Annotated in this window: 18 protein-coding genes; 12 read left to right on the forward strand and 6 right to left on the reverse strand. The window is 72.2% G+C overall.

The annotated features are described in order from the left end of the window. Window positions 1-178: 178 nt before the first annotated feature. A complete protein-coding gene (locus AB0G15_RS14965; RefSeq protein WP_362839323.1) occupies window positions 179-1,060 on the forward strand; it encodes a glycosyltransferase family 2 protein in 882 nt (293 codons plus the stop codon). 13 nt (window positions 1,061-1,073) lie between these two features. Further along, entirely contained in the window at window positions 1,074-1,949 is an 876-nt protein-coding gene (locus tag AB0G15_RS14970) for a sugar kinase (RefSeq protein ID WP_362839252.1), read from the forward strand. Between the two features lie 45 nt (window positions 1,950-1,994). On the opposite strand, the gene AB0G15_RS14975 is transcribed toward AB0G15_RS14970, so the two are convergent. The 5 genes from AB0G15_RS14975 to AB0G15_RS14995 all read right to left on the reverse strand — a co-directional run bounded on the left by AB0G15_RS14975 (window position 1,995) and on the right by AB0G15_RS14995 (window position 9,643). Next, window positions 1,995-2,732 (reverse strand): acetoacetate decarboxylase family protein, encoded by a 738-nt coding sequence (locus tag AB0G15_RS14975; protein ID WP_362839254.1) that lies wholly within the window; start codon window positions 2,730-2,732, stop codon window positions 1,995-1,997. Beyond that, entirely contained in the window at window positions 2,717-3,808 is a 1,092-nt protein-coding gene (locus AB0G15_RS14980) for a glycosyltransferase (protein ID WP_362839258.1), read from the reverse strand. Before AB0G15_RS14980 ends, AB0G15_RS14975 begins: the two co-directional genes overlap by 16 nt. Window positions 3,809-3,908: 100 nt before the next feature. Next, window positions 3,909-5,984: an acyltransferase family protein gene (locus AB0G15_RS14985; protein ID WP_362839261.1), complete on the reverse strand. Its 2,076-nt coding sequence runs from the start codon at window positions 5,982-5,984 to the stop codon at window positions 3,909-3,911. A gap of 427 nt (window positions 5,985-6,411) precedes the next feature. Further along, a complete protein-coding gene (locus AB0G15_RS14990; protein ID WP_362839264.1) occupies window positions 6,412-8,031 on the reverse strand; it encodes an LCP family protein in 1,620 nt (539 codons plus the stop codon). 154 nt (window positions 8,032-8,185) lie between these two features. Then, window positions 8,186-9,643: a hypothetical protein gene (locus AB0G15_RS14995; RefSeq protein WP_362839266.1), complete on the reverse strand. Its 1,458-nt coding sequence runs from the start codon at window positions 9,641-9,643 to the stop codon at window positions 8,186-8,188. A gap of 267 nt (window positions 9,644-9,910) precedes the next feature. On the opposite strand from AB0G15_RS14995, the gene AB0G15_RS15000 reads away from it, so the two are divergent. The 5 genes from AB0G15_RS15000 (at window position 9,911) to AB0G15_RS15020 (ending at window position 15,017) form a co-directional block, all read left to right on the forward strand. Next, window positions 9,911-12,007, forward strand: coding sequence for a hypothetical protein (locus AB0G15_RS15000; RefSeq protein ID WP_362839269.1), 2,097 nt, complete (start codon window positions 9,911-9,913; stop codon window positions 12,005-12,007). Between the two features lie 82 nt (window positions 12,008-12,089). Beyond that, complete coding sequence (locus tag AB0G15_RS15005) at window positions 12,090-12,347, forward strand: type II toxin-antitoxin system prevent-host-death family antitoxin (RefSeq protein ID WP_362839272.1); 258 nt, start codon at window positions 12,090-12,092, stop codon at window positions 12,345-12,347. Further along, window positions 12,344-12,775 carry a hypothetical protein gene (locus tag AB0G15_RS15010; protein ID WP_362839275.1) on the forward strand — a complete coding sequence of 144 codons (432 nt, stop codon included), beginning with the start codon at window positions 12,344-12,346 and terminating at the stop codon, window positions 12,773-12,775. Before AB0G15_RS15005 ends, AB0G15_RS15010 begins: the two co-directional genes overlap by 4 nt. A 257-nt stretch (window positions 12,776-13,032) precedes the next feature. Then, on the forward strand, window positions 13,033-13,926 hold the full coding sequence (locus AB0G15_RS15015) for a glycosyltransferase family 2 protein (RefSeq protein ID WP_362839277.1): 894 nt from the start codon (window positions 13,033-13,035) through the stop codon (window positions 13,924-13,926). Beyond that, a complete protein-coding gene (locus AB0G15_RS15020) occupies window positions 13,926-15,017 on the forward strand; it encodes a glycosyltransferase family 4 protein (RefSeq protein WP_362839280.1) in 1,092 nt (363 codons plus the stop codon). Before AB0G15_RS15015 ends, AB0G15_RS15020 begins: the two co-directional genes overlap by 1 nt. On the opposite strand, the gene AB0G15_RS15025 is transcribed toward AB0G15_RS15020, so the two are convergent. Further along, complete coding sequence (locus AB0G15_RS15025) at window positions 14,969-15,937, reverse strand: lysylphosphatidylglycerol synthase domain-containing protein (protein ID WP_362839283.1); 969 nt, start codon at window positions 15,935-15,937, stop codon at window positions 14,969-14,971. The two genes, AB0G15_RS15020 and AB0G15_RS15025, sit on opposite strands and share 49 nt — an antisense overlap. 127 nt (window positions 15,938-16,064) lie before the next feature. Here AB0G15_RS15025 and AB0G15_RS15030 point away from each other — a divergent pair, with 127 nt between their 5' ends. The 5 genes from AB0G15_RS15030 to AB0G15_RS15050 all read left to right on the forward strand — a co-directional run bounded on the left by AB0G15_RS15030 (window position 16,065) and on the right by AB0G15_RS15050 (window position 21,224). Further along, window positions 16,065-16,904, forward strand: a complete 840-nt coding sequence (locus tag AB0G15_RS15030) for a class I SAM-dependent methyltransferase (RefSeq protein WP_362679154.1) — start codon at window positions 16,065-16,067, stop codon at window positions 16,902-16,904. A gap of 148 nt (window positions 16,905-17,052) precedes the next feature. Next, window positions 17,053-17,970 (forward strand): lysylphosphatidylglycerol synthase transmembrane domain-containing protein, encoded by a 918-nt coding sequence (locus AB0G15_RS15035; RefSeq protein WP_362839286.1) that lies wholly within the window; start codon window positions 17,053-17,055, stop codon window positions 17,968-17,970. Between the two features lie 91 nt (window positions 17,971-18,061). Next, window positions 18,062-19,183, forward strand: coding sequence for a glycosyltransferase family 1 protein (locus tag AB0G15_RS15040; protein ID WP_362839288.1), 1,122 nt, complete (start codon window positions 18,062-18,064; stop codon window positions 19,181-19,183). A 17-nt stretch (window positions 19,184-19,200) separates the two neighbouring features. Continuing rightward, on the forward strand, window positions 19,201-20,295 hold the full coding sequence (locus AB0G15_RS15045; RefSeq protein WP_362839290.1) for an NDP-sugar synthase: 1,095 nt from the start codon (window positions 19,201-19,203) through the stop codon (window positions 20,293-20,295). Window positions 20,296-20,318: 23 nt separating this feature from the next. Next, window positions 20,319-21,224 (forward strand): DNA-3-methyladenine glycosylase 2 family protein, encoded by a 906-nt coding sequence (locus tag AB0G15_RS15050; protein WP_362839293.1) that lies wholly within the window; start codon window positions 20,319-20,321, stop codon window positions 21,222-21,224. Window positions 21,225-21,653: the final 429 nt, after the last annotated feature.

Consider the following 21,653-nt stretch of genomic DNA (forward strand, 5'->3'; position numbering starts at 1 on the left):
AACACCCCGCTGTTTGGCAGGTGTTCGCCAGCGGTTCCGATACGCTTGTCCCCCGGTATGCCAGGAAACTCCGGTATACCGGGAAACTCCAGCCCCGCCAGAATTCCCGGCCCAGCAGACTCGGTGGTCATGAAAGTATGCTCCGTACGTGCTCTCGACGCGTCAGGACGATGACCCGTTGAAGATCTCGTGCGTCATCCTCACCATGGGCAACCGGGTCCCCGAGCTGGACCGGGCGGTCGAGTCCGCGCTGAACCAGGTCGACGGTGACGTCGAGGTGGTCATCGTCGGCAACGGCACGGACGTTCCCGAGCTGTCGGCCACCGTGCCCCCGGGTTCCTCGGCCTCGATCAGGAGCGTGCGGCTGAACCACAACGCGGGCATTCCCGCGGGCCGCAACCGCGGCGTCGAGGAGTGCTCGGGCGACGTCGTCCTCTTCCTCGACGACGACGGCTGGTACGCCGACATGGGGCTCGTCTCCCACCTGCGGGAGCGTTTCTCCACCGAGCACGACCTCGCGGTCGTCTCCTTCAGGGTGAAGGACCCCGACGGCGGCATCGGCCAGCGCCGCCACGTCCCCCGCCTGCGCGCGGGCGACCCCGAGCGGTCCTCCCCGGTCACCACCTTCCTGGGCGGCGCGTGCGCCATCCGCCGCTCGGCCTTCCTCCAGGTCGGCGGTCTCCCCGAGCGTTTCTTCTACGCCCACGAGGAGACCGACCTGGCCTGGAGGCTCCTCGGCGAGGGCTACCGCATCGAGTACGACGCCCAGACGGTCATGTACCACCCGCAGGTCCCCCCGACCCGGCACACCGACTTCTACCGCCTCAACGCCCGCAACCGGGTCTGGCTGGCCCGCCGCAACCTTCCCTGGGCGCTGGCCGCGCTCTACCTCCTCAACTGGATCGTGCTGACCCTGGTCCGCGAGCGCTCCAGGCCGGCCCTGCGCGCCTGGTTCAAGGGCTTCACCGAGGGGCTCCGCGAGCCCGCGGGCGAGCGCCGTCCCATGGGCTGGAACACCGCCTGGCGCATGCTCCGCCTCGGCCGCCCGCCGATCGTCTGATCCCCGATCCGCAGTGGACGTTTACACCCTCGGCGAGGCGTTCGGCGTCGTCACCAGCGGCCGGATCCGCCACGAGCACGAGGCCAGGCTGGACGTCGCCGGGGCCGAGTTCACCGTCGCGGTCGGGCTGTCGCGGCTCGGCCACCGGGTGGGCTGGCTGGGCAAGGTCGGCGGCGACGAGCTGGGGGCCAGGATCCTCACCGCGCTGCGCGGCGAGGGCGTGGACGTCTCCGACGCCCGGGTGGACGAGGGGTCCCCGACCGGGATCCTCCTGAAGGAGTCGAGGCTCGGCCAGGCGTCCAGGGTCACGTACTACCGCACCGGCGTCAGGCTCGCCCAGGGGAACGTCCCGGTGGACCGGATCGCGGCCTCCCGCGTCCTGCACGTCAGCGGGATCACCGCCGCGCTGAGCGCGCGCGACGCCATGCACGCCGCCGTGCGCGCCGCGCGGACCGCCGGGGTCGCGGTCTCGGTGGCGATCGACTACCACGACCAGCTCTGGCCCGACCTGCGCGAGGCCGAGGAGATCCTCAGCGTGCTGGCCTGCTCGGCCGACGTGCTGTTCGTCCGGCAGACCGAGCTCGACCTGGTCAAGCCCGCGCTCACCGGGGATCGCGAGGTCATCGTGACCCGCGGCGCCCGGGGGGCGAGCGTGCGGGTCGACGGTGTCCGCCACGACGCCGCCAGCCTCTCCACGCCCGTGGTCGACCCCAACGGCTCGGGGGATGCCTTCGTCGCGGGCTATCTCAGCGCGCTGCTGGAAGGTCTGCACCCGGCCGACCGGTTGCGCCGGGGCGGCCTGCTCGCGGCCTTCGCCTCGTCGGGGCCCAGCGACTGGCAGGGCCTGCCGACGAGGGCCGAGCTGCCCCTTTTGGAACTCGACGCCTGATCCCGCGGGCGGCTCCTCCCCGAGCCCTCAATGCCCTCAGTGCCCTCAGGGTTCTTTGGCCTCGCCGAGCGTCATGGCCAGGTGGGCGACCGTGCTCGTCACCAGGGCGCGCTTGGGCAGGCCGAGCTCGCTCAGCTCCTTGGCGATCGGATGGTTGCCCAGGCGGATGAGAGCGCCGCCGGGGCGCGTGCGGATCCCCCGGGGGGACAGCGACCAGGGGATGCGGCGGGTGACGCCGTCCAGGTGGCTGTAGGCGTCGAGGGGGGTCATCATGCCGGTGCCCGGCACCGGGACGCCCGGTTTGATCAGCAGGTCCAGCACCAGGCGGCCGTCCTTGCGCACGATGCACCGTTTGTAGGGGGAGGACATGCGCAGATCGATGTGGGCGAGTTCCTTGGGGAAGCCCCAGATGGCGCGACCCGCCTCCAGGGTGAAGCCCTGGTCGACCGGGAGCCAGTGGACGAACGCCCCGGCGCCGGTGCGGTGCAGCTCGGCCAGGTTCGCGCGCAGCCCCCCGCGGGGAACGTGGCCGGAGCCGGGGGGCCTGGCCAGGAAGGCGACGCCGAACTCGTGGTAGCCGCCCAGGTCGCTGTCGAGATAGTCGGCGAACACCAGCGTGCACAGGGCCTTGCGGGGTAGCACCTCGGCGACGTCCAGATGCGAGTAGGCGATCACCGCCCGCGCGGCGTCCGCCCTGACCAGGTAGGACGCGCTGCAGACCATGACGTCGCGGACGCGGACCGGCATGGTGACCTCGCGCCCCTGAATCAGATGGCGTGCCATGCCTCCAGTACACCAATCTCCAGGCCGGACGTCACTGGTTTGCCCGCCCATTCCTCCAGCCGCCCGACGAACGCGCCCGCGTGGTCCGGCCAGTTGTGGTGGGCCAGGGCCTCGGCGTGGCCGCGCGCGCCCGTCGCGGCCGCCCCTTCGGGGTCGTCCCGCAACGCCAGCACCGCGCGTACCGCCGCCCGGGCGTCCCCGAAGGGGACGACGACACCGCACCCGGTCCTCTCGACCATGGACGCCGCGGCGGGCAGGGGGGTGGTGATCACCGGGACTCCCCGGGACATGTAGTCGATGATCTTGGCCGGTACGGGCCGGGGGCCGGGCGCGTCGTGCGGGAGCGACAGGCCGGCGATCGCCCCCTCGGCCATCCGCAGCGCGTGCCGGTTGGGCACGTAGCCGTACCAGTCGAGCAGGCCCTCCCGCTGCGCGTCCCGCAGCAGCGGCCTGATCCGGACGTCGGCGGAGCCGATCAGGTCGAGCCTGATCCCGTACGGGAGCAGCAGCCGGGCCGACTCGATCAGCTCGGCCACGCCTCCGGCCTCGGAGAGGTGGCCCACGTGGACCACCCGGTTCCGGCCGGGCGGCGGGGGCGGGTTCGGGGACACGTAGGCGGCGTTGGGCACGACCGGGTGGGGGCCGGAGAACCGCTCCCGGTAGGAGTCCTCGGCCAGGATCAGGTGCAGGCGGTGCTCCGCGCGGGCCTCGACCCGGCGTACCAGCGCGGGCAGGGTCCGGCGCAGGGGGCCGGGGAGGCCGAGGCCGGTGCCCGGCGCGTCAGCGCCCCAGGCGCTCCCGCCGTCTCCTCGCACGTCCCAGACGGTGGCGGGGCGGCGCCTGGGCAGGCGGAACAGCAGTTCCGTGTCGTGTACGACCAGCAGGTCGGCGCCCTCCACCCCGCGTTTCAGGGCCCCCCGGGCGGCCTTCAGCGCCCGCCTGCGGCGCCCGGCGGTCGCCCGGGGCACGTCGATCGCCCGGATCCCGGGATCCGGGGTGACGTTGCAGTCGGTGAAGGGGGCGACGTAGGTGATCTCATGCCCGGCGTCGAGGAGCGACCGGATCTGCCGATGCATGATCCGGGCGTCCTCTGGGTGATGAGCGATTGTCGCGACGCATACCCGCATATCCCGATGCTGAGGGTTCGTTCCGTCATCACCGGATGTGGGGGGTTAATTACCGGGTAACTGGCGCTGAACTCTCCCTGGCGGCGGGTGCGGCGTCGGCCGGTGCGGTGGTAGCGGCGGTGGTGTCGGCGGGCGGGGACGGGCGGCGGTAGAGCCAGACCAGGCGGGGTTCGAGCATCCACTTGAAGAGCTTGCGGGTCTCCGGCAGGCACAGCACGATGGCCAGGGCCAGCGAGCTGCACGCGATCGCCGCCACGCCCAGCGGGCCGTACAGCCAGGGGAAGCTCAGCCAGCCCTGGTCCTTGGCGATGACCACCACGACGCCGTGGAGCAGGTAGGCGTACAGGGTGCGGGTGCCGAGGTCGGAGAACCAGGTCTCGCCCCGGGGCACCAGCGCGAGCACCGCGACCGTCATGACCAGCGCCGCGACCAGCACGGCGCCGCGTACGCCGAAGCCCAGCCACCAGGACATGTCCATGGCCTTGAAGCTGTAGCGGAAGTAGATCGGGTCGAGGGGGACGCGGGGCGCGATGACGATCGCCACCCCGGCGGCGCCGGCGAGGACCACCGCGGAGGTGATCTTGACCCAGAGGGGCTTGAGCAGGTCGAAGTGCTCGGGCTTGAGCAGCAGGCCGAGCACGTAGAACGGCAGCAGGCCGAAGAAGCGGTCGATGCTGAAGTCGCCGGAGATCTCCGAGAAGCCCGCGGCCATGTAGATGACCACCGCGACCAGCAGCGGCTGCCGCATCCGCGTCCAGATGGGCGTGGAGATCCGCCAGAGGACCAGTGCCAGCAGATACCAGTTCAGCCAGGCCGGATCAATTATCGTCAGCGTCCACTTCTGGCCAAGTCCGTAGCGGAGCAGCGCGTAGCCGATCTCCACGACCACGTACGGGATCAGCAGGGTGTCGACCAGCTTGTTGATCTTCGCGTTGGAGTTCCAGAAGTTGCGGCCCAGGTAGCCGCTGATCAGCACGAACGCCGGCATGTGGAACATGTAGATGAACAGGTACGCGGCCTCCGCCGAGTGCGCCTTCAGGGTGGGGACCAGCGAGTGGCCCGTCACCACCAGGGCGATCAGGACGAACTTCACGTTGTCGAGGTAGGGCTCGCGCTTCTTCCTGGCCGCGGGGGCCGGGGCCTCCTCCTCGGCGACCGGCTCGCGCTCGCGCTCGGCCCGCAGCTCCTGCTCGGCCTGCGGGCCCTGGCTCCAGAACGAGGGCTCGCTCTCCCGGCTGGTGTTCTCCCAGTAGGAGAAGGGACGCTCACCGGCCGGCCGCGGCTCCTGGCGGGGCCGCGGGGCGGACGGCGGTCGTCCCGTGTCCGGGAACCGCACGGGAGCCTGCGGCTCTCCGGGCAGCCGTGGCCGTCCGGGAAGCTGGGAATCCCCGGGGACCCCGGGATATCCGGGGGCGGGCGCCTGGCCGGGAGCCCGAGGGGGCGCGGCTCCCGGCGGCGGGGGGACGCGCGGCGACGTGGGCGGCGGGGCCCAGTCGGGCCGGGGGGCCGGCACCTGGGGGGCGCCCTGCGGGGGAGTGGGGCCGTCCTGCGCCCACGACGGGGGGAAGTCCTCCTGCCCCCATGGCGGCGCCGAGGGGGAGGGATCCTGCCGCGCCCGCGGCGGCACCGAGGGAGGGGAGTCCTCCCGCGCCCACGGCGGGACCGAGGGGGAGGGGTCCTCCTGCGCCCACGACGCCTGCGCCCACGACGAGTCCTGCGCCCACGCCGGACCTTCCTGGGACCACGAGGGCTCCTCGCGGCCCCACGAGGGCTCCTGGGGGACCGGCTCGGCGTCCAGGGGCTTGGACAGGTCGAGCGGGTCGTGGGAGTCGTGAGGGCCGCCGGCGTGCGGCTCGCGGTACGCCGGGTAGGCCCCCCACTCGGTGACCTCGCCGGGGCTCTCCTCCCGGTCGACTCCGGCGTCGCGCCGGGACGCCCTGCCGGAGGCGGCCGGATCCGGGGACGGCGGCTCCGGCCACGAGGGCTGGGGCCCGCCGGGCGCCTGCGCGTGACCGGGCCACGGGGCGGATCTCCGGCCCTGCCCGCCGGTGGACCCGCCGGAGCCGGGTTCGGAACCGCCGTCGTCCTGGGGGGCCGGCACCTGGAAGGATCGGATGTCGCTCACGAGGGGAAGGCTCAGCTATCTGTCGGAGACCGGGGAGTAGTCGGGCAGACTGGCGGGGTGCCCGGGGGCGGGCCGGAGGTGCGGGCGGGCGTTCGCCTCGCGGCCTTGACCAACCCTAAACCGACTGTGCGCCCTCTGTCGCACACACGCACTCTGATTCGGGCGGTTCTCGGGTAATCGTGACTGTCCACGGCCCGGTGAACAGCCGGTTCCCGACGCCTCCCCGGACGGTGACTCCCCGCCACCCGAGCATGATGCCCGGTTCGCCGGGCTCCGCCGCCTTCGTCCGTGTGGTCCGGTTCCGTCCGCTCACCCGGCCGGGTGAGCGGACGCGGCGGCCGGTCGCACCGCCGTCCGGCCCGGTCCGGTCACCCGGCCGCATCCAGCCGCATCCGGTCACGGCGGCCGGACCGCCGCGAAGGGGGCGTCAGGTGCAGGGATTGGTCTTGCTGTCGACGACCTTGTCCGTGAGGGCGTCGGGGATCTTCGGGAGGGCGCGGACACCCGGCCAGTCGGCGCCGATGACCAGCTGGATGACCGGCCCGGTCGGTGCCTTGCCCCCCGGGGTGGGCGGGGGCGCCACGGACGGGACGTACTTCTCGGTGGTGACCGGCCTGACCTTGCCCGCGACCGGGGCGCGCTTGTCGCCGGAGAGCCTGGCGGCCAGCGCGTCGCCGTACGAGACGCCGTCGGCGGCGTCCTTCTTGGCGTAGCGCACCGTGGTGGTGGGCACGTTGCCGGTCGCCGGGCGGGCGTTGCCGACGTGGGTGACCACGAAGCCCTGGTCGGCCAGCTCGGCGGCGACCTCCCTGGCCCTGTTCGGGGTGTCGGTGCCGTTGAACACCTGGATCCTGACCTGCTCGCGCTTGACGGCCGGCTTGGCCTTGGGGTCCGGGGGCGGGGTGACCTCGGTGTCGTTCTTGATCGCGGCGAACAGCTGGTTCGCGTACGGCTGCACCCAGGCGACCCGGTTGGGGTCGTCGGGGTGGGGACCCCACGGGACGGTGATCAGCTTGACGCCGCCCGCGGTCAGCTTCTGGGCGCTCTTCCCGATCTCGAGCAGGGTGCCGGTGTCCTTGGCCAGCTCCTCGTCCATCCGGACGGACTTGGCGGCGGTGTTGATGAAGTTCAGCATCTTGACGGGGTCGGTCAGCAGCTCGCTGCTGGTGGCCTTCTTCACCACCTGGCTGAGGAAGACCTGCTGGCGCTTGATGCGGCCGATGTCGCTGCCGTCGCCGTAGCCGCGCAGCCGGACGTAGCCCAGGGCCTTCTCGCCCGCCAGGAGGTGCCAGCCCGCCGGGAGCTGGAGCTTGGCCTTCTTGTCGTCGACCGGCTTGGTCAGGCAGACCCTGACGCCGCCGAGGGCGTCCACGATGTTCTTGAAGCCGGTGAAGTCGACCTCGACGAAGTGGTCGATGCGGATGTCGGTGAGCGCCTCGATCGTGGTGATCGTGCAGGTGATGCCGCCCTCGTTGTAGGCGGCGTTGATCATCTCGGTGCGGGCCGCCACCGGTGCGCCCGTCTCGGACTGGCAGGCGGGCATGTCGACCACCGAGTCGCGGGGGAAGCTGACGAACGTCGCCTTGTCGCGGTCGGGGGCGATGTGCATGAGGATGATCGTGTCGGTGCGCTTGCCCGCGTCGGCCATCTTCTGGCCGTACTTGAGGTTGTCGCCCTCGCGGGTGTCGGAGCCCACGATCAGCACGTTGAGCGCGCCCTTGACGGGCGCCGGGCGGTTGTTGCCGAGCTTGCCGGCGAGCTCGACACCGTCGATGTTGCCGACCGTGTTGCGGTAGACCCCGTAGCCGCCCAGGGTGCCGAGCACCAGCAGTCCGGTCGCCGCGATGCCGGCCCAGGCGCCGCCGGTGAGCCGCCGCTGCTTGCGGCCCTTGCTCCTCGGCGCCGCTTCCCTGGGCTGCGTCGGGAGGTCTCTCGGCGAGGTCTCCGGGGGAGGGCCGTCCCCTCCCGCGCGCCGCGCGCCGCGGCGGCCGTGGGAGGCGGGTTCGCTCCGGCGGTCCCTGACGGCCGCCTGCCGGTGGTCGCTCATGCGAGCCTCCCGCTACGGGGCGTCGTCCGGTGCTCGTGCTCGATCATCGAGCCCAAAGGGTAGATCACGAGGTGCGCGCCAGGAGTCGTGATGATGCGAACTTGGCCAAGACCGCCCCCTGACACCGCCATGATGGATCCGGCGGCCAGCATACTCAAATGCGGACATTAGTAGGAATGTTACTGAAATTAGGTTTACGTACGACAAGTGCCGCCGCCAGGCAGGCGGCGGGCACGGCCGGCAGGACGTACCGGTAGTCGAACTCCGCCACCGCCGCCGGCATCACCAGCAGCACCACCGCCACCGACCAGGGCAGCGCCCACGCCGTGGTGTCCGGGCGGAAGCGCCGGACGCACGCCGCCGCGGGCGGTAGCAGCAGGATCACCAGGACCGCCGCGCCAGGCAGTCCGGCGATTCCCTGATAGGTACGGATCCAGCCCGCGTACGGTTCGACGATCCGGGTGGAGATCGGGCCCCTCTCGTAGCGCTTCGCGGCCTCGGCGCCCACCGTCGCCGGATAGCGCCCCGGCGGCGCGGGCGGGGTCGCCGGGAACCGGTAGTAGTCGTAGATCTCCTGGTCCGGGTAGACCGGGCGGCCCACGGTGAACGAGCGGGCCAGCTCCGAGGCGACCGAGCCGAGATAGTCCAGCGGCTGGCTCAGGATCGCCAGCGACGCGAACCGCCCGGCCAGCGTGTCGTTCGTCTTCGTGAAGGTGATGCCGGGCAGCCTGACCAGCGGCGAGTCCTGCGCCCAGACGTACTCCTGCGCGGGAGGCCGCTGCGCCGCAGGTCGGGGGTCGCAGAGCACCGCCAGGTCGGGCGGCGGTCGCATCACGCCGCAGTCGGCGAAGGTCATCGTCTTGCCGTACAGGAAGACGCCGTTCGCGCCCACGATGCCGATCCGCTGGTACGTCGCGTGGAACCAGGCCCCGTACCCGAGGATCGGCACCGTCGCGGCGGCGAGCATCACCCCCGCCGCGAGCACCCGGCCCCGGTCCCTGAAGATCAGCCAGGCCGCGAAGAGGGCCACCAGCGGCAGCCCGACGGTCCTGGTCAGCGTCGCCGCCGCGAGCAGCAGCCCGATCCCGCACGCCGTACGCCACCCGACGGACCCACGCACGGCCAGGCAGGCCGCCGACACGACCAGGACCGCGAACAGGGTGTCGGAGACCAGCAGGTGCTCCAGCTGGATCTGGTAGGCGTCCAGGAGGGAGGGGACGGACGCGAGCGCGGCGGCCCAGCCTGGCGCCCGCAGCCGCCGCGCGGTGAGATAGACCAGCACGCCGATCAGCAGCCCGAGCAGGTGCTGGGCCAGCGCGACGACGGCGAACTCGTGGAACGGTTCGAGCAATCGCATGAACATCGGGTACCCGGCGGGGCGGACCAGGTCGGGCCGGGGTTTCAGCGCGGTGACGACGTAGGTGTAGGAGTCGGGGAACCAGAGCGCGGGCCGGTAGCCGAGCATGGTGATCACCCGCAGCGCGATCCCCGCGACCAGCACGACCAGGAACCAGCGGTGCTCCAGGAGCAGGTGGCGGCCCCGGAGCCCGCGGCGGTCAGGAAATTCGCGGTCGCCCCGGAACCCGCGACACCGCCGCACCCACCCGATCACTCGTCCCCCTCCTCGAACGCTGCGCGTACGCTACCGGCTTCGACCTGGCCCCGCGCTCGCGCCGGGCCCGTGTCCGCGCCCCCGGGTCCCGCTCGGCTCCCGGCCCCGCCTGAACCCGGCCCCGGCCCGGCCTCGCCTGAACCCGGCCCCGGCCCGGCCCCGCCTGAACCCGGCCTCGCCTGAACCCGGCCCCGCCCGGACGCGGCCCCGGTACGGGCCCGGCGTGCCAGGTGCGGGCCGGAAGTGGCACTACGCTCGGTTCGCATCATGACCACCGGCTGGACGGACCGTACGCGCAGGCCCTCGGCGGGCAGGGTGCTCGCCGTGGTCTCCGTCGTGCCCGTGCTCGTCCTGGCGGGCTGGCTGCTGGCCGGGCTGCCGCTGCTGCTGCTCGGCTGGTTCCGGCCGCTCGTCGCGGTCCCGCTGGGGCTGGCGGCCGTCGCGCTGCTGTGCCGGTACGGCCTGCGCCGCCTGCCGGAGACCGTCGAGGCGACCGCCTGGCAGGTCACCGGGGTGGTCGCCGCCGCCCTGGCCTCCGGGATCTTCAACGGCCTGCTGCACGGCGAGCAGCTGATCGTCCGCCGCGACCCCGCCACCTACGCGCAGTACGGCGTCTGGCTGGCCCGTCACGGCTCGCTGCCGATCCCCTCCCAGGAATGGGCCTTCGGCGGCACCGACCCGGCGCTCCACTTCGACAGCGTGGGCTTCTACGCCTCCGGCGGCGCGGTCGTGCCGCAGTTCATGCCGGGGGCGCCGATGCTCCACGCGGTGGGCGCCTGGCTGGGTGACGTCGCGGGGCTGCTGCTGGTGCCGCCGGTGCTGGGGGCGGCGGCCGTGCTGGTCCTCGCGGGGGTCGTCGCCCGGCTCGCCGGGGCTCGCTGGGCACTCCTCGCCGCGCCGGCCTTCGCCGTCTGCCTCCCGATCCTCTACACCTCGCGGACGACCTTCAGCGAGATCCCGTCCCTGGTCCTGCTCTTCGGCGGCCTCGCCCTGCTGTACGACGCCGAGGCCAGACTCCGTTCCGGCCCCGGCCCCGGTGAGGGGGCGGCACGGGCGGGAGCCGCCCTGGCCGGGCTGGTGTTCGGACTGGCCGTCCTGGTCAGGATCGACGGGCTGCGCGACGTGCTCCCCGTGCTCGTCTACGCCGGGCTGCTCATCGCCCTGAGCCGGGTGGGGGACCGCGACGGGGGGCGGCTGGGCGTGCCGCTGCTCGGCGGGCTGGTGGCGGGGGCCGGGTCGGGCCTGGCCGCCGCCTACCTGCTGTCCAGGCCGTACCTGGACTACCTGTCGGACTCGGTCGTCCCGCTGCTGGCCATCTGCGGCGCGGTCGTGGTCCTCACCGTGGTGGTGACGGCGCTCGCCCCGCGGCTCGCGGCCCCGCTGCGGCGGGTGGCCGGTGTCCGGCGGCTGCCCGAGATCGCCGCCGGACTGGTCGCGCTGGTCGCGGCGGCCTTCGCCGCCCGGCCGTGGCTGGAGACCGTGGTCCGGCACCCCGTCACGCGGGACGATCAGACGACCGCGGAGTTCATCAAGGGCGTCCAGCGGATCAACCGCCTGCCGCTCGACGGCTCCCGGCTCTACTACGAGAACTCGGCGCACTGGGTGATCTGGTACATCGGGCTTCCCGCGGCGCTTCTGGCCGTCCTCGCCGCGGTCGTGCTCACGCGCAGGCTCGTCAGGGGAACGGCCCCCGGCTGGCTGCTGCCGCTCGCCGTCATCGGCTGGACCACGGTCACCACGCTCTACCGGCCCGGCATCACCCCCGACCACCCGTGGGCCGCCCGGCGGCTGGTCCCCGTCGTCATCCCCGGCCTGATCCTGCTCGCCGTCTGGGGCCTGCGCTGGACGCGCGACAGGGCGCGGAGGTCGGGGTACGGCCAGGGCGCGCGCAGGGGCCTCGCCGCGGCCGGGGCGGTCCTCCTCCTCGTCCCCCCGGTGATCACCTCGGGGGGGACGGCGTTCAGCCCGGTCGACCGCGGTGAGCTCGCCGCGGTCGAGACCATGTGCGCGGCCCTCCCGCCGCGCGCCTCGGTGCTCGTCATCGAGCGTGTCACCGCCGCCCGCTTCACCCAGGTCGTCCGGGGCGTCTGCGGCCTCCCTGCCGCCCGGCTCACCATCTACCGCTCCGACATCCCCAGGTCCGCCGACGTCGCCCGCCTGGCCGCCCGCGTCCGCGCCGCCGGACGCACCCCGGTCCTGCTCGCCGCCGAGTCCCGGCAGCTCTCCGGATACGGCGTCCCCGTCCACATCATGAACCTCCGCACCCGCCAGGACGACCGTTCCCTCGTCGACGCCCCCAACGGCACCTGGTCCCTGGCCGCCGACGTCTGGATGACCGTTCCGCGGGCGAACAGGGACACGTGAGAGACGGAACCGATGAGCCGTCCTCGCTGGTCGGAACGCGATTTCCCTGCCGATGTGACCACTTTGGAGTTACGATTGCCACATGAGTGAGCCGTTGTTCAACGATCAATTCAAAGACCACACGGTGGGCGTGCGTGACCTCACGCACGGAACCAGTCAGGTCCTCGCCCGCGTCAAGGCGGGTGAGACGCTGACGATCACCGAAAGGGGAGAGCCCATCGCCATGGTCATTCCGCTACGTCAACCCAGGAGAGTCATGCCCGCCGTGGGCTACGCCTCCAGCGGAGATCCCGTGTGGGCCTCCCGCGCCGACGAGAATCTTGACGGATTCGGCGAGTGATCGTCGCGGACACCGGGGCGATCCTGGCCACGATCGACTCGGCCGCCGCTGAACACCTTGCCTGTGTGCAGGTGCTCTCTCAGCTCAGGCGGCCAATGTTGATCACGCACATGGTGATCGCCGAAACCGACTACCTTTTGACCAAGCGTTTTGGCGTTGCCACAGCCAACCGATTCCTCTCGGATGTGGCAAGGGGGGCCTACACCCTGGTGCCAAGCGGGGAAAGGGAACTCGACGACGCGGTCACGGTCAACACGCGTTACGCGGATCTGAAGTTGGGCGTCACCGACTGCATGAACGTCGTCTTGGCGGCACGGTACGACACGGCGACGATCTTTACCCTGGACGAACGGCACTTCCGTGTGATCGCCCCGCTCAACGGGGCGGACGCCTTCACTCTTCTGCCGGCCGACGCGAAACTTCCCTGAGACATTGCTTCCTCTCGAGAAGTTGCTGTGTCAAGACCACTGGATCGGGAACGAACGCGTGGTTGTCGGCAGGGCTGGGGAAACAGGTGGCCTCCGGGTGACGGAGGGTATGGGCGGGGAATGAGCCGGTCCGGTGGGAGCGGCCCAAAGCCACACCGGGAAGCCGTCCCGAGAAGGTGATGTGCGCTCGGGTCCCGCCCGGGCAGAGTATCCTCGCCCGTCGAGAGCATGCCCGAGAGCCCGAGAGTGGATCAGCCGTGGACGCAACGCCGTACGTGACCATCGTCCTGCCGTGTTACAACGAGCAGGACCACGTCATCGCCGAGGTCGAGCGCATCTGCGAGGCCATGGACCACAGCGGATACACCTACGAACTCGTGGCGGTGGACGACTTCTCCACCGACGAGACCCTGGCCAGGCTGCAGGAGGCCGCGCCCAGGTTCCCGAACATGCGGATCAGGGCCTTCCACCGCAACGGCGGCTCCGGCACGGTGCGCAGGATCGGCACCCAGGAGGCGAACGGCGAGATCGTCGTGTGGACCGACGCCGACATGACGTACCCGAACGAGCGCATCCCCGAGCTCATCCAGATCCTGGAGAAGGACCCGGCGATCGACCAGGTCGTGGGCGCGCGGACCAGCGAGGAGGGCTCGCACAAGCTCCTGCGGGTCCCGGCCAAGTGGTTCATCCGCAAGGTGGCCGAGCGACTGGCCGGGCAGAAGATCCCCGACCTCAACAGCGGGCTGCGGGCGTTCCGCAAGTCGGTCGCCAAGCCCTACCTGAGGCTGCTGCCGCCCGGGTTCTCCTGCGTCACGACGATCACGCTGTCGTTCCTGTCGAACCAGCACGACGTCTACTACCTGCCGATCGGCTACAGCAAGCGGGCGGGCAAGTCCAAGTTCAGCTTCGTCTCCGACGCCTACCGCTACATCCTGCAGGTGCTGCGGATGGTCATGTACTTCAACCCGCTCAAGGTCCTCATGCCGCCCGCGCTCTGGCTGGTCGGCATCGGCCTGGTCAAGGGCGTCGTCGACATCGTCCGCTACGGGTTCTACCTGACCAGCAACACCATCGTGATCTTCCTGTCCGGCCTGCTCATCGGCTCGCTGGCGCTGCTGGCCGACCTCATCGTGCGCTCCAGGAGCGAGTAGTGCGGATCGCCGTCGTCGGGCCGACGTACCCCTACAAGGGCGGCGGGGCCGCGCACACCACCGAGCTCGCCCACCGGCTGCGGGCCGCCGGGCACGACGTGGTGATCGAGTCGTGGCGGGCGCAGTACCCCTCCTTCCTGTATCCGGGGAAGCAGACCGCCGACACACCCGACGGCGAGCCGTTCCCGCACGTCCGGCGCGACCTCGACTGGCGCCGCCCGGACGGCTGGGTCCGCGCCGGGAGGCGGCTTCGGAGCGCCGACCTGGTCGTCCTCGCCGTCCTCAGCCCGGTGCAGGTCCCGCCGTACCTGGGCATCCTGTACGGCCTGCGCCGCCGGACCCGGGTCGTGGCGCTCTGCCACAACGTCCTGCCGCACGAGCGCAAGCCGTACGACACGCCGTTGATGAAGGCGCTGCTGCGCCGGGTGGACGCGGTGCTCGTCCACTCCGAGGGACAGGCGGGCAAGGCCCGCGAACTGGCGGCCACGCCCGTGCGGGTGGCCGAGATGGCCCCGCACCTTCCCTCGGGGGCCGATCGCCGCGGACCGGCCGAGGGCGTGCACGACAGGCTGCTGTTCTTCGGCCTCGTCCGGCCCTACAAGGGCCTGGACCTGCTGCTGCGCGCGTTGCCCGAGGGCGTGTCGCTGCGGGTCGCCGGGGAGTTCTGGGGCGGCCTGGAGGAGACGACCAGGGCGCTGGTCACCGAGCTGGGGCTGGACGGGCGGGTGGAGCTGCGGCCGGGGTACGTGGCCTCGGCCGACGTTCCCGGGCTGTTCGCGGACGTGGACGCGCTGGTCCTGCCCTACCGGAGCGGGACGGCGAGCCAGCAGGTGTGGCTCGGCCACGAGCACGGGGTGCCGGTCGTCGCCAGCCGGGCGGGGACGCTCGGCGACCACGTCACCGACGGGGTGGACGGGCTGCTGGTCGAGCCGGGCTCGGTGGAGGCGCTGCGCGCCGCGCTGGCCGCGTTCTACCGGCCGGGCGAGCCCGAGCGGCTGCGCGCCGGGGTCAAGGCCGTCGACCCCGAGCCGTACTGGGCCTCCTACGTCGAGACGCTGGTCTCGGGCTCGGACTCCGGCTCCTCGCGCTGACGGTCCGCGGGGCCGGAGAGGCGTCCCCACAGGAAGCCGATCCCGGCCCAGCTCAGGTCGGCCAGGGTGAACATCACCCTCGACACCACCGCGGCCACCAGCGCCCTGGGGGAGTCGAGCACCGGCGCCAGGGCGAGCACCAGCGCCCCCTCGCGGACGCCGATCCCGGCGGGGACGATCACCGTGACGATGCCCGTCGCCCAGGCCAGCGCGTAGGCGCCGACCGCCACCGGATAGAGGGAGGCGCCCGAGGCGCCCAGGTCGGCCATCGGGAGCAGCAGGTGGGGGCCGTACACCAGCCAGCCGGTGACCGTGAGGGCGACCGCGACGAGCACGGCCCTGCCGCTGAGCAGCCGGCCCTGGCCGAGGGGCTCCTGGCGGGCGACCCGCAGGGCCAGGTTGAGCCCGAAGGTGAGCACCGCCGGGTGCAGGCAGACGGCGATGACGGGGACCAGCGCCAGCAGGTACCACGCCTGGGTCGCCCGGGTCAGGGTCTCGCGCAGGGTCACCGCCGCGACGAGCAGGGCGCAGCCCAGGGAGACCAGCAGGGCGAAGGAGACGGAGCCGAACATGCGCCGGGGCGGGACGTCGTGGTCGCGGCCGAGCTCGATCATCGCGGCGTACGCCCAGACGCTGCCCGGCACGTACTTGCCGAGCTGGCCGACGAAGAACACCCTCGCGGTGCTCCCGAGGGGGAGCGGCGAGCCCATCCCGGCCAGAACCGCCCGCCAGGCCAGCACCATGACGCCGATCCCGGCCATCACCGACAGGTAGGAGCCGCCGAGCGACCACCACGACAGCTGCGAGATCGCGGCCGCCGTCTCGTCACGGTTCCTGACCAGGCCGTAGCCGAGGAAACCCACCGCGACCAGCGCGAGCAGCACCCGCAGGAGGCGGCTTGACCGCAGTCGGCTGAGCATCCGCCCAGGGTACGACGGTCTCCTTACCCGGCGGTAGGGTCACCGGTCACCGGTACTCTTGGGCGGCGTGGCGGAGCGGTGGCGGACCGCGTCACGCGGAGGGAAGAAGAGGAACGGTGAGTAAGTGATGAGCGCCGAGCGGGTCGCGCAGCTTGAGTACTCCGAGTTCCAGGCGGCGATGCTGGACGAGGAGAAGCGCCGCAGGAAGGCCGCGAAGATCGTCGCGGTGCTCGGGCACTTCCTCGGCAGGGACAAGGACGTCCTCGCCGGTCTGACGGTCGCCGACATCGGCTGCTCGGCGGGTTTCATCGCCGACGAGCTGGCCGCGGCGGGCGCGAGTCGCACCTTCGGCGTCGACATCGACGTGCCGGGCCTGCGCAAGGCGTCCCAGAGGTTCGGCGAGCGGGTCGAGTTCGTGTGCGCCGACGGCACCGCGCTGCCCTTCCCCGACGGCTCGGTCGACGTGCTGGTCTTCAACCACATCTACGAGCACGTGGTCGACCCGGACGCGATCATGGCCGAGATGCGCCGGGTGCTCTCCGACGACGGCGTCCTCTACCTGGGGCTGGGCAACCGGCTCGGGGTGATGGAGCCGCACTACAAGCTGCCGTTCCTGTCCTACCTGCCGCCCGCGCTCGCCGACCGCTACGTGCGGCTCTCCGGCCGGGCCGACAGCTACTACGAGCGCTACCGGACCCGCCGGGGCCTGCGGAGGATGGTGCGCGGCCTGCGGGTGTGGGACTACACCTTCCCCGTGCTCGCCACCCCGGCCGCGTTCGCCGGGAACGAGCTCTTCCCCGGCCTGGTGGGACGGGTGGCCGGCGGGGTGCTGTCGAGGCTGCCCCGCCCGGTGCTGCGGGCCCTGCTGCCGGTGGTGCCCACCTACCTGTGGGTGGCGACCAAGGGCGACCGCCGCCCGGCCGGCCCCTCCCTGCCCCGGCCGCCAGAGCCGGTACGTCCCCTGTGAGCTCTCCACGTGCCTGCGGTGAGCCCTTCCTCGGTCGTCGCGCCGGGAGACGCGCCGTGACCGCCGGAGCCGGTACGGCCCCGGCCGCGACTCCGGCGGGTCCCCGGTGACCGCGGGCACCGGATCCGGCAGGTCCACCCTGAGGCGGGTGGTCCGTGTCGCCTTCCTGCTCGTCGCGCTCGGGTTCGGCGCGTGGGTGGTGGTGGGCCAGTGGGAGGAGATCCGCGCGGGGTTCGCCCGGCTGTCGTGGACGTCGCTCGCGCTGTCGCTGGTCGCGGTGCTCGCCGCGCTGGGCGGCGGGATGATGACGTGGCGGGCGTTGCTGGCCGACCTGGGCTCGCCGCTGCCCCTGCGCGACGGGGCGAAGGTCTTCTTCGTGGGCCAGCTGGGCAAGTACATCCCGGGCTCGCTGTGGCCGGTGATCGCCCAGATGGAGATGGGCCGTGAGCTGGGCGTGCCCCGGTCGCGGAGCGCGGCGGCGTTCTTCCTGACGCTGCCGGTGCAGCTCGGCAGCGGGCTGGTGGTCTCGGGGGTGACCCTGCTGGCGGCGATGCCGGGGTCGGTGGCGCCGTACGCGTGGGTGTTCCTGCTGATCCCGGTGCTCGCGGTGGCCTTCGAGCCGAGGGTGGTCAACGCGGTCCTCGGGTTCGGGCTGCGGAAGCTCAAACGCGAGCCACTGGAACGCCCGCTCACCCGCAGGGGCATGTTCACCGCGCTGGGCTGGGCACTGCTCGGCTGGATCGCGTACGGGCTGCACCTGGCGGCGATCGTCCACGACCTCGGATCCTCCGGCTTTCCCGCGGTCCTGTTCTCGGTCGGCGCGTTCGCGCTGTCGTGGTGCCTGGGGATCATGACGTTCGTCGTCCCGGCGGGAGCGGGGGTGCGCGAGGTGGCGATGGTGGCCGTCCTGGCGCCGGTTCTGGATCAGGGATCGGCCATCGCGGCGGCGCTCTGCTCCCGGATTGTGATCATTCTTGGCGATCTCCTCTGCGCGGGTCTCGCGGGGCTGGTCGCGCGCCGCGCCGAGGGGTCCCGGAAGGGCCACGCTTCGGGAAAAGCAGTGTGATTTCCCCCACGGTTCCGGAGAGTCTGGCAATAGAGTAAACAGAAGAAGGGGACGGTCGTCCCGCCTTGGATCATGAGGGGAGCGATCCTTCTTGCCGCCGAGAGTGCTCGTGGACGCGGCCGCGGTTCCGGCCGATCGCGGTGCGCTGATCAGGTATGTCGATGGACTCGTCGCCGCACTGGACAGGGCGGGCGCCGACCTCGCGGTCGTCTGCCAGCGCGCCGACGCCGCCAGATACGCCGGCCTGGCGCCCTCCGCGCGGATCGTGCCGGGGCCGCACGGGATCACCAACCGGGCGGCGCGCCTGACGTGGGAGCAGACGGGTCTGCCGTTCCTCGCCCGGCAGGTCGGCGCCCAGGTCATCCACGCCCCTTACTACTCGATCCCGCTGAGCTCGGGCCTGCCGACCGTGGCGACCGTTCACGACCTCACCTGCTTCACCGAGCCGCTGCAGCACGACGCGGTCAAGGCGGCGTTCTTCCGCGCCGCGACCCGCACCGCGGTCCGGCACGCCACCCGGGTGATCGTGCCCTCCAAGGCGACCAGGGACGAGCTGATCAGGATCCTCTCGGCCGACCCGACCCGCATCGACGTCGCCTACCACGGCGTCGACCCGGCGCTGTTCCACCCGCCGTCCGAGCGCGAGATCACGCACGCCTCCGACCGGCTCGGCCTGCACGGCACCCCGTACGTGGCCTTCCTGGGCCCGCTGGAGCCGCGTAAGAACGTGCCAAACCTGATCCGCGGCTTCGTGCGCGCCGTCGAGAACATCCCGGAGCCGCCCGCCCTGGTGCTCGCCGGGGGCATCCGCGACGTCGAGGTGGACGCCGCCGTGGAGGAGGTCCCCTCGACCGTGCGGGTGCTCCGTCCCGGTTTCCTGTCGTTCGCCGACCTGTGCGGCTTCCTCGGCGGGGCGGTGGTCGCGGCCTTCCCGTCGCGGGGCGAGGGTTTCGGGCTGCCGGTGCTGGAGGCCATGGCCTGCGGCGCGCCGGTGCTCACCACCCACCGCACCTCGCTGCCCGAGGTGGGCGGCGACGCGGTCGCCTACACCGAGCCCGACGCCGAGAGCATCGCCGAGGCGCTGCGCACGCTGCTCTCGTCGCCCGAGCGCAGGGGGGCCCTGTCCCTGGCGGGGATCGCCCGCGCCAAGGAGTTCACCTGGGACGCCTCGGCCGAGGCGCACCTGCTCTCCTACCAGCGCGCGGCCGAGTAGTGAGCTAACCTCGCGGAATGATGGAGACCCCCTTGCCCGATCTAGAGGCGATCCTCCTTGTCGGTGGACGAGGGACGCGCCTGCGCCCGATGACGCTCGGCACCCCGAAACCCCTGCTGCCCACGGCCGGGGTTCCCTTCCTGGCGCACCAGCTCGCCAAGGCGAGGGCCTCCGGCGTGCGGCGCATCGTGTTCGCCACCTCCTACCGGGCGGAGATGTTCTCCGAGGCCTTCGGGAACGGCGAGGCGTTCGGACTCTCGCTCGAATACATGACGGAGGAGGTCCCGCTCGGCACCGGCGGCGCCATCCGCAACGCGGCCGAGGCGCTGACCTGCGGTCCCGACGCCCCGGTGCTGGTGCTCAACGGTGACATCCTGTCCGGCCACGACATCGGCGAGCAGGTCGCGGCGCACGTCGCCAGGAAGGCCGCCGTCACCCTGCACCTGACCGAGGTGGAGGATCCCTCGCGCTTCGGGTGCGTGCCGACCGACGAGGACGGGCGGGTGACCGCCTTCCTGGAGAAGACCCCCAATCCGGTCACCAACCGGATCAACGCCGGGTGTTACGTCTTCACCCGCTCGGTGATCGACACGATCCCGGCGGGCGAGGTCGTCTCGGTCGAGCGCGAGACCTTCCCCGGCCTGATCGAGGACGGCGCCCTGGTGCTCGGCCATGCCGACGCCTCCTACTGGCTCGACGTGGGCACGCCCGCCGCCTTCGTGAAGGGCTCCCGCGACCTGGTGCTCGGCCGTCTCGCCTCACCGGCCCTGCCGGGCCCCACCGGTGACTTCCTCGCCCTGCCCGGTGCCATGATCTCGCCCGCGGCCAAGGTCTCCGGCGGTTCCGTGATCGGCGCCCGCGCGGTCGTGGAGTCGGAGGCGCAGATCAGCGGCAGCGTGCTCGGGGACGACTGCGTCGTGCACTCGGGCGCGGTCGTGGTCGACTCGGTGGTCGGCCTCGGGGCGCGGGTCCACTCTGGAGCGGTCCTGAGGGACGTGGTCCTCGGCGACGGCGCCGTGGTCGGCTCGGGGAACGAGCTGATCGCGGGCAGCCGGGTGTGGCCGGGCGTCGTGCTCCCCGAGTTCGCGATCCGCTTCTCCAGCGACATCTGACCGTTCGCGGCGCGGGCACCTTCGTGAGGGAACGTGAGTGGTGCGCGCCGTGGCCGGTCGACCTGGCGCTGGCCCTCGACCCGCACCGGCGCGGGACCGGCGACCCCACCCTGAGGACGGCGCCCGGCGGGGTCTTCTGGCGGACCTCGCGCACTCCCGACGGGCCGGGGACGCTGCGCGTGGCCCTAACGGGCGGACGGGTGGCGGCCGCCGCGTGGGGGCCCGGGGCGGAGTGGATGCTGGAGACGCTTCCCGCGCTGCTCGGCGCCGGCGACGACGTGTCGGGGTTCGTTCCCGGCCACGACTGGCCGGGGGTTCTGCGGAACGCCGCGAGGCGCTATCCGGGGCTCAGGATCGGCAGGACGTCGCGGGTGTTCGAGGCGCTGGTCCCTGCCGTGCTGGAGCAGAAGGTGGTCTCCACCGAGGCGTGGCGGGCGTGGCGGTGGCTGCTGGGCCGCTACGGCGAGCCCGCGCCGGGTCCCGCGCCCGAGGGGATGAGGGTCTTCCCCGAGCCCGAGGTGTGGCGGTCGATCCCGTCGTGGGACTGGCACCGCGCGGGGGCGGAGGCGGTGCGGGCCCGTACGATCGCGAACGCCGCCCGGCACGCGGGGAAGCTGGAGGCGATCGAGGGCAGCGCCGACGCGGATCGGCTGTTGAGGGCGCTGCCCGGGATCGGGGTGTGGACGTCCGCCGAGGTGCGCCAGCGCTCGCACGGCGACGCGGACGCCGTCTCGGTGGGCGACTTCCACCTGCCGTCGCTGGTCGGCTGGTCGCTCAGCGGCGAGCGGGTGGACGACGCGCGGATGCTGCGGCTGCTCGCTCCCTACCGGGGGCACCGGCACCGGGTCAGCCGGCTGCTGGGGCTGGGCGGTGTGCGGCCACCCGCTCGCGGGCCGAGAATGCCCGTGCGCGACTACCGGTCGTTCTGAGCGCTCCCTCGTCGGGGGACGGTTCGTCGCGATGCCAGTCGAGGCTGTCGCGCGTGTCGGCGCCGATCAGCGGGGCGAGGACGGCGACGGCGACGAGGACGATGAGAAATGCGATCATTTTCGGCTCCTGCCGGGCGGGGTCCGAGGGGGTCTCCTCGGAGGATCCGGGTGGATTTCCCGCGAATGCGGGGTTCCTGGTGACATCTCTAATTTATGCGCCTGCAAGTATTTACGTCTATCGAGACTTGCTTGACCGCATGCTTTAGAAGATCTGAAGTATCGGGTCCCCGGCCCGGCACTCACCGGTTCGGCGCGGGCGGTGTTCCGCTGTCTGCCGCTGGAGCGACGGCCGGCCTTTCGGCGCGAGAGCCACTGGTTCGTCGGTTGGGCGGTCGTCGCCGGGCACCTGCAACGAAGGTGAGGCATCTG

Source organism: Streptosporangium sp. NPDC023825 (assembly GCF_040639575.1).
Taxonomy (GTDB): domain Bacteria; phylum Actinomycetota; class Actinomycetes; order Streptosporangiales; family Streptosporangiaceae; genus Streptosporangium.